The organism is Streptomyces sp. NPDC014889 (assembly GCF_043081205.1).
Lineage (GTDB): Bacteria > Actinomycetota > Actinomycetes > Streptomycetales > Streptomycetaceae > Streptomyces.
Map to the genome: position 1 here is coordinate 17,921 of NZ_JBIBWH010000011.1, position 13,755 is coordinate 31,675.

At 71.9% G+C, this 13,755-nt stretch carries 12 protein-coding genes and 1 pseudogene; 11 read left to right on the forward strand and 2 right to left on the reverse strand.

The window, feature by feature from the left end; translation table 11 throughout:
- Window position 1: 1 nt before the first annotated feature.
- Both ACF09J_RS22390 and ACF09J_RS22395 read left to right on the forward strand, forming a co-directional pair.
- Complete coding sequence (locus ACF09J_RS22390) at window positions 2–1,252, forward strand: sensor histidine kinase (protein WP_392307202.1); 1,251 nt, start codon at window positions 2–4, stop codon at window positions 1,250–1,252.
- A complete protein-coding gene (locus tag ACF09J_RS22395; protein ID WP_392307203.1) occupies window positions 1,242–1,883 on the forward strand; it encodes a response regulator in 642 nt (213 codons plus the stop codon). The genes ACF09J_RS22390 and ACF09J_RS22395 overlap by 11 nt, the downstream gene beginning before the upstream one ends.
- 240 nt (window positions 1,884–2,123) lie before the next feature.
- On the opposite strand, the gene glgX is transcribed toward ACF09J_RS22395, so the two are convergent.
- Window positions 2,124–4,709 (reverse strand): glycogen debranching protein GlgX, encoded by a 2,586-nt coding sequence (gene glgX, locus ACF09J_RS22400; RefSeq protein ID WP_392307204.1) that lies wholly within the window; start codon window positions 4,707–4,709, stop codon window positions 2,124–2,126.
- On the opposite strand from glgX, the gene ACF09J_RS22405 reads away from it, so the two are divergent.
- The 9 genes and pseudogenes from ACF09J_RS22405 (at window position 4,678) to ACF09J_RS22445 (ending at window position 13,119) form a co-directional block, all read left to right on the forward strand.
- Complete coding sequence (locus ACF09J_RS22405) at window positions 4,678–5,907, forward strand: Ig-like domain-containing protein (RefSeq protein WP_392307205.1); 1,230 nt, start codon at window positions 4,678–4,680, stop codon at window positions 5,905–5,907. The genes glgX and ACF09J_RS22405 overlap by 32 nt on opposite strands.
- Before the next feature lie 175 nt (window positions 5,908–6,082).
- A complete protein-coding gene (locus ACF09J_RS22410) occupies window positions 6,083–7,327 on the forward strand; it encodes an Ig-like domain-containing protein (protein ID WP_392307206.1) in 1,245 nt (414 codons plus the stop codon).
- Window positions 7,328–7,401: 74 nt separating this feature from the next.
- The gene (locus ACF09J_RS22415) at window positions 7,402–8,169 is read left to right on the forward strand and encodes an enoyl-CoA hydratase/isomerase family protein (RefSeq protein ID WP_392307207.1); all 768 of its coding nucleotides are present in this window, start codon (window positions 7,402–7,404) and stop codon (window positions 8,167–8,169) included.
- A gap of 269 nt (window positions 8,170–8,438) precedes the next feature.
- Window positions 8,439–8,942 (forward strand): ATP-binding protein, encoded by a 504-nt coding sequence (locus tag ACF09J_RS22420; protein WP_392307208.1) that lies wholly within the window; start codon window positions 8,439–8,441, stop codon window positions 8,940–8,942.
- An 80-nt stretch (window positions 8,943–9,022) separates the two neighbouring features.
- Window positions 9,023–9,826: a polysaccharide deacetylase family protein gene (locus ACF09J_RS22425; protein ID WP_392307209.1), complete on the forward strand. Its 804-nt coding sequence runs from the start codon at window positions 9,023–9,025 to the stop codon at window positions 9,824–9,826.
- Entirely contained in the window at window positions 9,826–11,001 is a 1,176-nt protein-coding gene (locus tag ACF09J_RS22430; RefSeq protein ID WP_392307210.1) for a beta-propeller fold lactonase family protein, read from the forward strand. Before ACF09J_RS22425 ends, ACF09J_RS22430 begins: the two co-directional genes overlap by 1 nt.
- 97 nt (window positions 11,002–11,098) lie before the next feature.
- Window positions 11,099–11,340: pseudogene (locus tag ACF09J_RS22435) on the forward strand (hypothetical protein); the annotation flags it as partial.
- A gap of 65 nt (window positions 11,341–11,405) precedes the next feature.
- Complete coding sequence (locus ACF09J_RS22440) at window positions 11,406–12,326, forward strand: MerR family transcriptional regulator (RefSeq protein WP_392307211.1); 921 nt, start codon at window positions 11,406–11,408, stop codon at window positions 12,324–12,326.
- Window positions 12,327–12,456: 130 nt separating this feature from the next.
- Window positions 12,457–13,119 (forward strand): NADPH-dependent F420 reductase, encoded by a 663-nt coding sequence (locus tag ACF09J_RS22445; protein WP_392307212.1) that lies wholly within the window; start codon window positions 12,457–12,459, stop codon window positions 13,117–13,119.
- Window positions 13,120–13,126: 7 nt separating this feature from the next.
- Here the strand turns inward: ACF09J_RS22445 and ACF09J_RS22450 are convergent, their stop codons facing one another.
- Entirely contained in the window at window positions 13,127–13,681 is a 555-nt protein-coding gene (locus ACF09J_RS22450; protein WP_392307213.1) for a glycoside hydrolase family 25 protein, read from the reverse strand.
- Between the last annotated feature and the right edge of the window lie 74 nt (window positions 13,682–13,755).

Consider the following 13,755-nt stretch of genomic DNA (forward strand, 5'->3'; position numbering starts at 1 on the left):
GATGACGGACGCGGCGCAGCAGCAGCCCCGGGCCTCCTTCGACACCTGGGGGCCTTGGGGGCTGCTGGCCGCCGGAGCCGTCGCGGCGGCCCTGTCCGCCCGCCTGATCGGCATGGACCGCTCCGAGACGGCCGTCTCCGGTGTGCTCGTGGCCGCGGCCGTCGTGCTGCAGGTGGGCTGGGCGAGGGCGAGACGGAGGCGGCCGGGTCCGAGCCGTACCGATGCCGTCCTCTACTTCCTGCGCTGGGCCATGGGCTTCGTGCTGACCTGGATCAACCCGTTCTTCGCCTTCTACGCCGTGACCGGCTACTACACTGCCGGCCGCGAGCTGCCCCGCCGCCTGGTGATGCCCGGTCTCTTCGTGACCGCCGTCACCATGTCCGGCAGCGAGATCGGCGGCATGCCGCCGCACGGGCCGATCCTGTGGCTCGGCTTCTTCCTTGTCCTGGCCATCAACATGTGCTTGGTCAGTGTGTTCACCCGGTACGCCGAGCAGGAGCAGGCCCGCGCCGTCGTCCAGGACGACACCATCGCCGAACTGGAGCGCACCAACACGGCGTTGCAGCAGGCCCTCGACGAGAACGCGGCGCTGCACGCCCAACTCCTCGTCCAGGCACGGGAGGCGGGGGTCGCCGACGAGCGCCGCCGGCTCGCGGCCGAGATCCACGACACTCTCGCCCAGGGCCTGACCGGGATCATCGCCCAGCTCCAGGTCGTGGCGAACGCCCCCGACCTGGACACCGCCCGCATCCACCTGGAGCGTGCCTCCGGCCTGGCCCGGCACAGTCTCGGCGAGGCCCGCCGCTCGGTGCACAACCTCGCCCCGGTCGCCCTCGCCGACGACGGGCTGCCGCAGGCGCTGAAGAAGACGGTCGCCGAATGGGGCGAACGCACCGGCGTACGGGCCGGCTTCACCGTCACCGGTACCGCCGAGCAGTTGCACGACGAGGTCTCGGCGACCCTGCTGCGCATCGCCCAGGAGGCCCTGTCCAACGCGGCCCGGCACGCCCGCCCGACCCGGGTCGGGGTCACCCTGTCCTTCATGGGCGACGAGGTCACGCTGGACATCCGCGACGACGGCACCGGCTTCGAACCGGCCGCCGTGCCCGAACGCACCCGCGCCGGCGGCTTCGGCCTCGACGGCATGCGCGCCCGCGCCGAGCGCATCGCGGGCTCCCTCACGGTCGAGTCGGAGCCGGGGCACGGCACGGCGGTCTCGGCTCGCGTACCGTTGGTGCGCCATGACCGATGACGCCGTGATCTCCCTGCTGATCGTCGACGACCATCCCGTCGTGCTCGACGGCCTGCGCGGCATGTTCGAGTCCGCGCCCGGATTCACCGTCCTCGGCGAGGCGCCGAACGGCGTCGAGGCGGTCCGCAAGGCCGCCGCGCTCGACCCGGACGTGATCCTGATGGACCTGCGCATGCCGGGCGGCTCCGGCGTGGACGCCATCCGGGAGCTGACCCGCCGCGGCGCCCGCTCCAAGGTGCTGGTCCTGACCACGTACGACACCGACTCGGACACCCTGCCCGCGATCGAGGCGGGCGCGACCGGCTATCTGCTCAAGGACGCCCCGCGCGGCGAGCTGTTCACGGCCGTCCGCGCCGCGGCCGAGGGCCGTACGGTCCTCTCCCCGGCCGTGGCCTCCCGGCTGGTCTCGGCGGTCCGCGCGCCCGCCCCGGGCAAGGAGCCGCTCTCGGCCCGCGAGCGCGAGGTGCTGGCCCTGGTCGCCAGGGGCACCTCCAACCGGGAGATCGCCCGCGAGCTGTTCATCAGCGAGGCCACCGTGAAGACCCACCTCACCCACCTGTACGCCAAGCTCGGCGTCAAGGACCGCGCGGCGGCGGTCGCGGTCGCGTACGACCGGGGCATCCTCGGCTGAGCGGCCGCCGCGACGCGCTAGTGCCGCGACAGGCAACGTTCGCCCCGTCGCGACGCCCGGCACGCTTCCCCAAGCTCTTCGAGCAGGGGGCACCCCCACTTGCCGCACCGGCCGAAAGCCCGAGTACATCCAGTACGAGGACTTCCGGCCGGCACTCCCCCAAGCTCTTCGACCAGGGGGACCCCCCAGAGCACGCACCGGACGCCGCTCCTTGACGGGCAAACGTCACCTGCCGCGGCGCTAGTCCACGACCTTGAGCAGCAGCACGCACCTCGCCGGCACCGTGATCGCGGCGGCCGAGGCGTGCTCCGTTTCCGGCGCCCGCGTCTGGTCCTCCCGCGAGGTGTCCACGATCACCTCGTAACGCCGCGCCCACGGCGGCCCCGGCAGGACGAAGTCCACCGGGCGGTCCCCGGCGTGCAGCACCGCCAGGAAGCTGTCGTCGGCGATCGGGGCGCCGCGCTCGTCGCGGCCCGGGATGTCCCGGCCGGACAGGTACATCCCCAGGGTGGCCGCGGGGGCGTACCAGTCCTGCTCCGTCATCTCCGTGCCGCACGGGGTGAACCAGGCCAGGTCCCTCAGGCCGTCCGCCGAGTGCGCGCGCCCCGAGAAGAACGCGCGGCGGCGCAGCACCGGGTGCCGGTGGCGCAGCGCGATCAGACGGGCGGTCAGCTCCGCCAGCTCCCGCCAGCCGGGGTCCTCCAGGAGGCTCCAGTCCAGCCAGCCGGTCTCGTTGTCCTGGCAGTAGGCGTTGTTGTTGCCGCCCTGGGTGCGCCCCAGCTCGTCGCCCGCGACCAGCATCGGCACACCCGTCGACAGCAGCAGGGTGGTCAGGAGGTTGCGCAGTTGCCGGCGCCGCAGCGCCCGCACCCGCTCGTCGTCCGTCTCGCCCTCCGCCCCGCAGTTCCAGGAGCGGTTGTCGTCGGTGCCGTCCCGGTTGCCCTCGCCGTTGGCCTCGTTGTGCTTGCGCTCGTAGGACACCAGGTCCCGCAGGGTGAAACCGTCGTGCGAGGTGACGAAGTTGACGGAGGCATAGGGGCGGCGGCCGCCCCAGGCGTACAGGTCGCTGGAGCCGGACAGCCGGTAGCCCATCTCCCGCACGTCAGGCAGCGCGTGCCGCCAGAAGTCGCGCACCGTGTCGCGGTAGCGGTCGTTCCACTCCGTCCACAGCGGCGGGAAGGCGCCCACCTGGTAGCCGCCCGAGCCGACGTCCCACGGCTCGGCGATCAGCTTGACCCGGCGCAGCACCGGATCCTGCGCGATGACCGCGAGGAACGGGGAGAGCATGTCGACGTCGTGCATGGCGCGGGCCAGCGCGGCGGCGAGGTCGAAGCGGAAGCCGTCCACGCCCATCTCCGTCACCCAGTACCGCAGCGAATCGGTGATCAGGCGCAGCACGTTGGGCTGGACCACGTGCAGGGTGTTGCCGCAGCCGGTGTAGTCGGCGTACCTGCGGGCGTCCGGCTGGAGGCGGTAGTAGCGCTGGTTGTCGATGCCCTTCAACGACAGTGTCGGGCCGTACTCGCCGGCCTCCGCCGTGTGGTTGTAGACCACGTCGAGGATCACCTCGATCCCGGCCGCGTGCAACGCGCGCACCATCCGCTTGAACTCGCCCACCTGGGCGCCCGCGGTGCCGGAGGAGGCGTAGGCGGCGTGCGGGGCGAAGTAGCCGATCGAGTTGTAGCCCCAGTAGTTGCGCAGGCCGCGGCGCAGCAGATGGTCCTCGTGCGCGAACTGGTGCACCGGCAGCAGCTCCACCGCCGTCACGCCCAACCTGACCAGGTGCTCGATCGCCGCCGGGTGGGCGAGACCGCCGTACGTGCCGCGCAGCTCCTCGGGAACGCCCGGGTGCAGTCTGGTGAAGCCGCGCACATGCAGCTCGTAGATCACCGAGTCCGCCCAGGGCGTGCCGGGGCGGCGGTCGTCGGACCAGTCGTCGTGGGGGGCGGGCCCCCCCCCCGCCCCCCCCGGCGCCGGGGGGGGGGGGGGGCCCGGGGGGGGGGGGGGGGGGGGGGCGCCCCCGGGGGGGGGGGGGCCCCCCCCCCCCCCCCCGACGCCCTTGGGCACGTACGGCGCCGAGTCCCGTTCGTCGCGCACGGTGTCCGCGACCCGCTGGTCCGGCCAGTCGCGTACGTGCCCGTAGACCTCGGGCGGCAGCCGGCTGTAATCATTTCCTTTGGCACCGTCCACCGCGCGCGCGTACGGGTCGAGCAGCAGCTTCGCCGGGTTCCAGCGGGCGCCCGTCCACGGGTCCCAGCGGCCGTGCACCCGGTAGCCGTAGTGCTGCCCCGGCAGGATCCCTGGCACGAAACCGTGCCAGGTCTCGTGCGTCAGCTCGGTCAGCCGGACCCTCGTCTCCTTCGCGTCCGGGCCCGGACCGTCGAACAGGCAGAGGTCGACCGCCTCCGCCCCGCCTGCCCACAACGCGAAGCCGGTGCCGGCCGCTTGGTCCGGGCCCGCCCGGAAACGGGCGCCCAGCGGTGTCGGCGCTCCCGGCCACACGGGCAGGCCGGACGACGGCGCGGCCCGCCGCACGCCGTTCACGGCGGCGGACGGCCGCTCCTCCTCGGTGGCGCGCCCGCCCGCCACCGCCTCCTGTTCGGCTGCGCTGGACACCAGGGCGGCCCCTTTTTTCGGCTCTCTGCGGCTCTTCCGGTTCCTGTCCGCCTCCGGCCCCGCCCCCTGCGGCTGACCCCCGGTCGCGGCTCCCCGTCGCGCGGTCCTCCCCACTGTTCTGCCCAGAGCTTGCCTCGCACTCACGTTTCCCGGGGGCACGCCGGTCGTTGGGCAGCTCGTGAGGCACGTAACTGGGCGCGCACGGCGCATGGGGGCCGCACTGGCCGCCGTACTGACATGGGCAGGACTGGCGGCCGGGGCCGCCGGCTGCGCCGCGGACGGCGCGGGCGGGTTCGACCGGCTCTTCGGCGGACCTCCGCGAGCCGAGGACGTCGTCAAGGTCTCGCCGGAGGACGGGCACAAGGGCGTACGCCCCGGAGAGAAGCTGCGGGTACGGGCCGCGGACGGGCACCTGGAGTCCGTCAAGGTCGTCAAGTCCCAGGACGCGAGGGACACTCCGGTGCCCGGACACCTCTCCCGCGACGGCCGCACCTGGCGGCCCGACGACGACCGGATCGCCCTCGCCGCCACCTACACGGTCGACGCGGTGGCCGTCGACGGACGCGGCCACCGCTCCGCCCGGCGCACCACCTTCACCACCCTCGTCCCCGCGGAACGCCTCATCGGCTACGTCACCCCGGAGAACCGCTCCGTCGTCGGCACCGGAATGATCGTCTCCGTGGCCTTCAGCCGGGACGTCACCGACCGCGCCGCCGTCGAACGGGCCGTCCGCGTCACCGCGCGGCCCGCCGTCGAGATCCGCCCGCACTGGTTCGGCAGGTCCCGGCTCGACTTCCGTCCACGCCGGTTCTGGACGCCGGGCACCCGCGTCACCGTCGAACTGCGCCTGAAGGACGTCGAGGCAGCGCCCGGTCTCTACGGACAGCAGGACAGGACCCTCTCCTTCACCATCGGCCGCAGCCAGTCCTCCCTGGTCGACGTCACCGCCCACACCATGCAGGTGCGCCGCGGCGGCGAACTGCTCGCCACCGTCCCCGTCACCGCGGGTGCGGCCCGGCACAGCACGTACAACGGGAAGATGGTGGTGATGGACATGCAGGAGGTCACCCGCATGAACAGCCGCACGGTCGGCCTCGGCGGTGAGTACGACATCCCCGACGTGCCGCACGCCATCCGGCTGACCGACTCCGGCACCTTCCTGCACGGCAACTACTGGTCACCCGCGGACACGTTCGGCCGCGCCAACGTCAGCCACGGCTGCGTCGGGTTGAAGGACGTCAAGGGCGGCGGCTCCCCGACCCCGGCGAGCTGGTTCTTCGACCGCAGCCTCGTCGGCGACGTCGTCGAGATCGTGCACAGCGACGACAGGACCGTCTCCGCCGACAACGGCCTGGGCGGCTGGAACATGGGCTGGGAGGACTGGAAGAAGGGCAGCGCGGTGAAGTAACCCGGTGGGGGCCGGCGCCCAGTCAAGAGGGCATGTTTCCTGGGGTCGTTGAACTTGGGACGGAACAGTGACAATTGCCTGACAACTCGCCTCTGACCTTGTGGTTAGTATGCGCCAGAGCGCGTACGGCGCGCTGGGGCACGGGTCGGGGCCGGCCCGGGGAGGGGAGAAACAAGTGAATGTGCGGCCGATATCGGGGGCGTCGGTGGGCGCGCGGGGGCGACGGGGGAGCAAGGGGCTGCTGGCGCTGGCCTCCGGCGTGCTGCTCCTGGCCGTCACCGCCTGCGGCGGGGGAGACACCCAGGGCGGGGCATCCGGCACGGGCAAGGGCAAGGACGCCGACAGCGCCCGCAGCGAGCAGTCGCAGGCGGTCGTGACCATCGCGCCCAAGAACGGCGCCAAGTCCGTCGACACCAGCGGAGCCCTGAAGGTCGGTGCGACCAAGGGCAAGCTCACCCAGGTCGACGTCAAGGACGGCAAGGGCACCGCGATAGCCGGGCGGATATCCGCCGACGGCACCTCCTGGACCCCGGACCTCCACCTGGCCGCCTCCACCAAGTACACGGTGCACGCCGTCGCCAAGGACTCCGCGGGCCGTGAGGCGGCCGAGGACTCCAGCTTCACCACGCTGACGCCGCAGAACACCTTCGTCGGCTACTTCACCCCCGAGGACGGCTCCACCGTCGGCGTCGGAATGCCGTTCTCCCTCCGGTTCACCCGGGGCATCACGGCACCCAAGGCCGTCGAGAAGGCGATCGAGATCAAGACCGAGCCGGCCGTCGAGGTCGCCGGCCACTGGTTCGGCAACGACCGTCTCGACTTCCGGCCCGAGCACTACTGGAAGGCCGGCACCAAGGTCACCGTCAAGCTCAACTTCGACGGCGTCCAGGGCCGCCCCGGCGTCTACGGCAAGCAGACCAAGACGGTCTCCTTCACCATCGGCCGCAGCCAGGTCTCCGTGGTCGACGCCAAGAAGCACACCATGAAGGTCATGCGGGACGGCAAGGTCCTCAGGACCATCCCCATCACCGCCGGCCGGCCGGGCAACGCCACCTGGAACGGCCAGATGGTCATCACCGAGAAGCTCACGGTGACCCGCATGAACGGTGAGACGGTCGGGTTCGGCGGCGAGTACGACATCAAGGACGTCCCGCACGCCATGCGCCTGACCGACTCCGGCACCTTCATCCACGGCAACTACTGGGGCGGCGGCGCCTTCGGCAACTACAACGCCAGCCACGGCTGCATCGGCCTGCGCGACGTGCGCGGAGGCTACGACGGCGGGGTGCCGGCCGCCTGGTTCTTCAACCGCTCGATGATCGGCGACGTGGTCGTCGTGAAGAACTCCCAGGACCGCACCGTCGCCCCGGACAACGGCATGAACGGCTGGAACATGTCCTGGGACGACTGGAAGGCGTAACCACTGCGACGGCTCCGCCCGGTGTGACGGACCGCACCGGGCGGACTGCCGTTAGCCCCCGTTAACCTGCCCTCATGACCGTATCTCTGGAAGTCGCCGAGGGCGTCGGCACGCTGCGCCTCGACCGCCCGCCCATGAACGCGCTCGACGTCGCGACGCAGGACCGGATCAAGGAGCTCGCCGAGGAGGCCACCCGCCGCGAGGACGTGCGCGCCGTGGTGATCTACGGCGGCGAGAAGGTGTTCGCGGCGGGCGCGGACATCAAGGAGATGCAGGTGATGGACCACGCGGCCATGGTCGTGCGGGCCCGCGCCCTGCAGGACTCCTTCACCGCCGTGGCCCGCATCCCCAAGCCGGTGGTTGCCGCGGTCACGGGCTACGCGCTGGGCGGCGGCTGCGAACTCGCGCTCTGCGCGGACTACCGCATCGCCGCCGACAACGCCAAGCTCGGCCAGCCGGAGATCCTGCTCGGCCTCATCCCGGGCGCGGGCGGCACCCAGCGGCTGTCCCGGCTGATCGGCCCCTCCAAGGCCAAGGACCTCATCTTCACGGGCCGTCAGGTCAAGGCCGACGAGGCCCTCACGATCGGCCTGGTGGACCGCGTGGTGCCGGCCGCCGAGGTGTACGAGGCCGCGCACGCCTGGGCCGCCCGGCTCGCGCAGGGCCCCGCGATCGCGCTGCGCGCCGCCAAGGAGTCGGTCGACGCGGGCCTGGAGACCGACCTGGAGACCGGGCTCGCCATCGAGCGCAACTGGTTCGCGGGCCTGTTCGCCACGGAGGACCGCGAACGCGGCATGCGCAGCTTCGTCGAGGAGGGTCCCGGCAAGGCGAAGTTCCAGTGAAACCTCGTCCGGAGCCTTGCAATTGACGTGATGTCTGATTCGGCTCCCTGGGCGGGCGGTTTGTGGCAGCCTTGAGCCAGCTTCAAGCCTGCCTTGCCGAGGGAGCCGGTCGATTGCCTCCAGCCGATCCGTCCGCCCAGGTCGACGCTTTCGACGGACCTGAAGTGCCACCGGCGCCTGCCGTTCGAAAGCCGTGCGCGGAAGGCCCCCAGGGGGCGTATTCCGCCGGAAGGGCCCCGCGCGAGACGCCGGACGGCCATGATGGGGGCATGGCGGGGCTGGAAGGCATCGGACAGCCGCGGGGACAGTCACGTGCGACCGCGGCGCGCTGGTCGCCCGCGGTCGAGGACGAACGGGCGCTGGAGGCCCTGGAGGTCCACGGCGACCCGACGGAGTGCGAGGTTCCGCTCCCGTCCCTCCCCGAGTCCGCCGCCATCGCCCGCAGACTCGCCCAGGTCGTCGTCCTGCGCCAGTGGGGCCTGTCCCCGAAACTGACCGAGGACACCGTCCTGCTGGTCTCCGAACTCGTGGGGAACGCGGTGCGGCACACCGGCGCCCGCGTCTTCGGCCTGCGGATGCGCCGCCGCCGCGGCTGGCTCCGCGTCGAGGTCCGCGACCCCTCCCGGGGGCTGCCCTGTCTGATGCCCGTGCAGGAGCTGGACGTCAGCGGCCGCGGCCTGTTCCTCGTCGACAAGCTGTCCGACCGCTGGGGGGTCGACCTGCTGCCGCGGGGCAAGACGACCTGGTTCGAGATGCGCGTGGCCGACCGCTGACCGCGCGCCCCGCGGCTGACTGACGCTCATATCGCGTCAATACGTGTGAATCGCCCGTTTTCTTACCCTCTCCCTCTTAAATGGTGCGGGTGACCACGACCGATCGCCGCGGCGTGCTGCGGACCGGTGCCGGGCTCGTCGCCGGTGCCGGGCTCGCCGCCGGGTGTTCCTCTCCCGGCGCCGCCCCGCACGCCGCCGCGTCCTCCGCCGCGTCCTCGGCCCTCTCCGCCGAGTCGCCCGCCGCCACCCCGCGGGCCGCGCCCGCGCCGCGCTCCTTCCCCCGGCAGCCCGCGCAGATCACCCACGGCCCGCGCGACCGGCCCCGCGTCGCCCTCACCTTCCACGGCCAGGGCGACCCCGAGACCGCGCGCGGCCTGCTCACCGCGGCCGAGAAACACGGCGCCCGCCTCACCGTGCTCGCCGTCGGCACCTGGCTCGACCAGTATCCGCAGCTCGCCCGCCGGATCCTCGACGGCGGCCACGACCTCGGCAACCACACCCAGCACCATGTGGCCGTCAACGACATGGCGGAGGCCGGCGCCCGCGCGGAGATCACCGGCTGCGCGGACCGGCTGAAGCGGCTGACCGGTTCGATCGGCACCTGGTTCCGCCCCTCGCGCGCACCGACCGCCTCCCCGCTGGTCCAGCGGCTGGCTCGCGCGGCCGGGTACCCGCACGTGCTGTCCTACGACGTCGACTCGCTCGACTACACCCGGCCCGGCGCCCCGGCCGTCACCCGCAAGGTCCTGGCGGAGGTCCGGAACGGATCCGTGGTGAGCCTGCACTTCGGGTACCCGGACACGGTCGCCGCCCTCCCCGACGTACTCGAAGAACTCGCCCGCCGCGGCCTCCACGCGGTCACCACCACGGAGCTGCTGAGCTGATGCCACCCACTCGATTCGCCCGGGCTCTGACCGCCGGCGCCGCCTGCCTCGCGTTCACCGCGCTCTCCGCCTGCACCGGCGGGGGCTCCAAGAACCACGCCGACGAAGCCCTCGGCAGCAAGGAACCCGCACGGCAGGCCGCCGACGTGCTGCCCGGCATGCCGCCGGTCCTCGACCCGGCAGACGTCTACGCCGCCGACCGGCCGGGCAAACTCTCCCCGGTCGTCAGGGACTTCCCCTCCCGCGTCTACGTCCCCAACACCAACTCCAACACCGTCACGGTCATCGACCCCGCGACATACAAGGTCATCGAGACCATCCCGGTGGGCCGCCAGCCCCAGCACGTCGTGCCCTCCTGGGACCTGAAGACGCTGTGGGTCAACAACGACCTCGGCAACTCCCTGACGCCCATCGACCCGAGGACCGGCAGGGCGGGCAAGCCGGTCGACGTGCACGACCCGTACAACCTCTACTTCACGCCCGACGGCAAGTACGCCGTCGTCATGGCCTCCAAGGACCACCAGCTCGTCTTCCGCGACGCGCACACCATGAAGACGGCCAAGGTCGTCCCGGTCACCTGCTCCGGGGTCAACCACGCCGACTTCTCCCTGGACGGCCGCTACTTCATCGTCTCCTGCGAGTTCAGCGGCGAACTGCTCAAAGTCGACACCGCGAGGATGGAGGTCGTCGGGCGGCAGAAGCTGGACGTCCGCGGCGCCATGCCGCAGGACGTGAAGATGTCGCCCGACGGCAAGAAGTTCTACATCGCCGACATGGTGGCCAACGGGCTGTGGATCCTTGACGGCGACACGTTCGGCAAGCCGGGCTTCCTGCCCACCGGCAAGGGCGCCCACGGCCTCTACGTCAGCCGCGACTCCCGCGAGATGTACGTCTCCAACCGAGGCGAGGGCACCATCTCCGTCTTCGACTTCGCTGAGGGCAGGCTGACCAAGAAGTGGCGCCTGCCGAACGGCGGAAGCCCCGACATGGGCGGCGTCTCCGCCGACGGCAAGGTTCTGTGGCTGTCGGGCCGCTACAACTCCGAGGTGTACGCCATCGACACCAGCACCGGCGCCCAACTGGCCCGCATCAAGGTCGGCAACGGCCCCCACGGCCTCGCGGTGTACCCCCAGCCGGGCCGCTACTCCCTGGGTCACACGGGCATCTTCCGCTGACCCGCGGCGGGTTGGCACCGGTCGGACAGGTCGTGGATATGCCACGACCGGGTGAAGATCCGCTGTCCGCCGCCGCGGAACCGGGATCGTGCCGTGCATGATCACCACTCGTCCGAGGCGGCGGACCACCGCCGCTCTGCCGTCCCTCTCCGCCGTCCTCGCCACCACGGCCGCGACCGCCGCCTCGACCTCGGCCGTGTCACACCCGCCCCGGTCTGGCGCACGACGTGCGGCACCCTGTGGCGCAACGACATCGTCGGCGCGTGCCCCGTGGACAGGACGACGAAGACGGAGATCCTGAACGGCTGCGAGAGCAACCCGCACTACCGGCCATGGCACCGAGCCCCGCCCGCCCCACCGCTCGCCTTGAGTCTCCAGCCGCTGGAAGGTACACACTCGCCGACATGACCGAAGACGGCACCGGCCTGCTCACCATCGGCGAGCTGGCCCGGGTCACCGGACTGACCGTACGCACCATCCGCTACTGGTCGGACGAGGGCGCCCTGCCCCCGGTGGCCCGCTCCACGGGCGGCTACCGCCTCTACGACGTGGCCTCCGTCGCCCGCCTGGAGCTGATCCGCACTCTGCGCGAGCTGGGCCTCGGCCTGGCCGACGTGCGCAGGGTGCTCGCAGGGGAGCGGACGGTCGCGGAGGTCGCGGCAGCCCACGTGGCCGCGCTGGACGCGCAGATCCGCTCCCTGAGGGTGACCCGGGCGGTGCTGTCGACCGTGGCCCGGCGCGGCTCGAGTGCGGAGGAGATGACCCTGATGAACAAACTGGCCCGGCTGTCTGCGGCCGAACGCAGGCGGATCATGGAGGAGTTCGTGGAGGAGATGTTCCACGGCCTCGACACCGCCGATCCCGAGATCCGGGAACGTATGCGGCGCACCGCGATGGACCTGCCCGAGGACCCGACACCCGAGCAGGTCGACGCCTGGGTGGAGCTGGCCGAACTGGTGCGGGACCCGGAGTTCCGGACCCAGATGCGCAGGGCGGCCGAGTTCAACGCAGCCGACCGCGGCCACGAGACGCCCGCCGGGGCGTCCATGTGGTTCGTCAAGCGGCTCGTCCAACTGGCAGGGCAGGCCCTGGAACGCGGCCTCGCGCCGGAGGCACCCGAAGCCGACGAGGTACTGGACGACCTCCTCGGCAACGCCGACCACGCGGCCGTCCTCGCACGCCTGGAGGCGTCCCACAACACCAGGCTCGCCCGCTACCGCGAGCTGCTGGCGACCTTGAAGGGCACGTCCGCTCCGACGCACGAGACGGAGTTCGCCTGGGTGATCGCCGCCCTGCGGGCGCGCGTGAGCAAGCCGAACACGTGATCAAGCCGAACAGGTGACACGGAGCGCTCGGCCGGCGCCGGGTCGGAATAGCCGGCGCCGCCCGGGGGTTTCATCTGTCCTGCGGAAGCTGTGCCGGACACCGACCACGGAAAGGCAAGGCGAGCAGGACATGAAGATCGGCATCATCGGCGCGGGCAACATCGGCGGCAACCTCACGCGGCGGCTCACCGCCCTCGGGCACGACGTCTCCGTGGCGAACTCCCGTGGCCCGCAGACGCTCGGCGCGCTGGCCGAGGAGACCGGCGCGACCCCCGTACCCGCACAGGAGGCGGCGCGCGGCGCCGAGGTCGTCGTGGTCACCGTCCCGGTCAAGGCCGTCCCGAACCTGCCGCCCGGGCTGCTCGACGGGGCGGCCGAGGGCGTGACGGTGATCGACACCGGCAACTACTACCCGCGTGAGCGGGACGGCCGGATCGCGGGGATCGAGGACGAGGGGCTCACCGAGAGCCGCTGGACCGAACGGCAGCTCGGCCACCGGGTGATCAAGGCGTTCAACGGGACCTTCGCCCAGGACCTCCTCGAACGTCCCCGCCCGGCCGGCGCTCCCGACCGCATGGCGCTCCCGGTGGCGGGCGACGACGAGGCGGCCAAGGCGAAGGTGCGGGCGCTCATCGACCAGCTCGGCTTCGACACCGTGGACGGCGGCGGCATCGACGACTCCTGGCGCCAGCAGCCCGGCACGCCGGTCTACGGCCTCCAGGCAGGCGCGGACACCGTCGCCAAGGCCCTGGCCGAGGCGTCCCCGGAGCGGCCGGCGCAGTTCCGGGGGTAGTCCCGGATCAGACGGCCGCCCACTGCCTCAGCGCGGTCGTGCTGCCGAAGTTCGCGACGTCCTTGTCCAGCGGGTCGTCGGTGTACTGGTGGAAGAGCCACTTCGCCTTGATCCGGGGCCGCCCGGCGGTGACGTAGTCGGCGATCCACAGGCCGTCGCCCGCGTAGGAGGTGGTGTCGATGTTGAGCCAGAAGTTCCGGTTCGTGTAGAGCACGACCCGGTTGTGCGGGCGCAGGGATTTGACCTTGCGGATGAACGCGTCCTTCTCCGCGTTGGTCGCGTGCGTGCCCTCGCCGGTCGTCTCCCAGTCGACGGCGAGGATGTCGCCCGCCTTCTCGGGCGCGTGGGAGACGAAGTACTCCGCCTGCGCGGTGATGTTGCCCGGCCACAGGAAGTGGTAGAAGCCGACCACGAGACCGGCGTCGCGGCCGTGCTTGGTCTGGTCGCTGAGCTTGGAGTTGACGTACGAGCGGCCCTCCGTCGCCTTGATGAAGACGAAGGAGAGGCCGCTCGTGCCGTAGGTGGAGGACTGGTAGGCGCTCACATCGATGCCGTGCAGCATGCACACTCCCTGAAGGTGCTGTGGGGGAGGAGTCGTTGGTTGGGTTCTGCCCCACAACTGGTACGGGCGATCCC

What these genes read in the sequence shown, in the direction of transcription:
- ACF09J_RS22390 (WP_392307202.1), top strand. Translation starts at nt 2, where the DNA reads ATGACGGACGCGGCGCAGCAGCAGCCCCGGGCCTCCTTCGACACCTGG.
- ACF09J_RS22395 (WP_392307203.1), top strand. Translation starts at nt 1,242, where the DNA reads ATGACCGATGACGCCGTGATCTCCCTGCTGATCGTCGACGACCATCCC.
- glgX (WP_392307204.1), bottom strand. Translation starts at nt 4,709, where the DNA reads ATGCGCCGTGCGCGCCCAGTTACGTGCCTCACGAGCTGCCCAACGACC.
- ACF09J_RS22415 (WP_392307207.1), top strand. Translation starts at nt 7,402, where the DNA reads ATGACCGTATCTCTGGAAGTCGCCGAGGGCGTCGGCACGCTGCGCCTC.
- ACF09J_RS22420 (WP_392307208.1), top strand. Translation starts at nt 8,439, where the DNA reads ATGGCGGGGCTGGAAGGCATCGGACAGCCGCGGGGACAGTCACGTGCG.
- ACF09J_RS22425 (WP_392307209.1), top strand. Translation starts at nt 9,023, where the DNA reads ATGGTGCGGGTGACCACGACCGATCGCCGCGGCGTGCTGCGGACCGGT.
- ACF09J_RS22430 (WP_392307210.1), top strand. Translation starts at nt 9,826, where the DNA reads ATGCCACCCACTCGATTCGCCCGGGCTCTGACCGCCGGCGCCGCCTGC.
- ACF09J_RS22440 (WP_392307211.1), top strand. Translation starts at nt 11,406, where the DNA reads ATGACCGAAGACGGCACCGGCCTGCTCACCATCGGCGAGCTGGCCCGG.
- ACF09J_RS22445 (WP_392307212.1), top strand. Translation starts at nt 12,457, where the DNA reads ATGAAGATCGGCATCATCGGCGCGGGCAACATCGGCGGCAACCTCACG.
- ACF09J_RS22450 (WP_392307213.1), bottom strand. Translation starts at nt 13,681, where the DNA reads ATGCTGCACGGCATCGATGTGAGCGCCTACCAGTCCTCCACCTACGGC.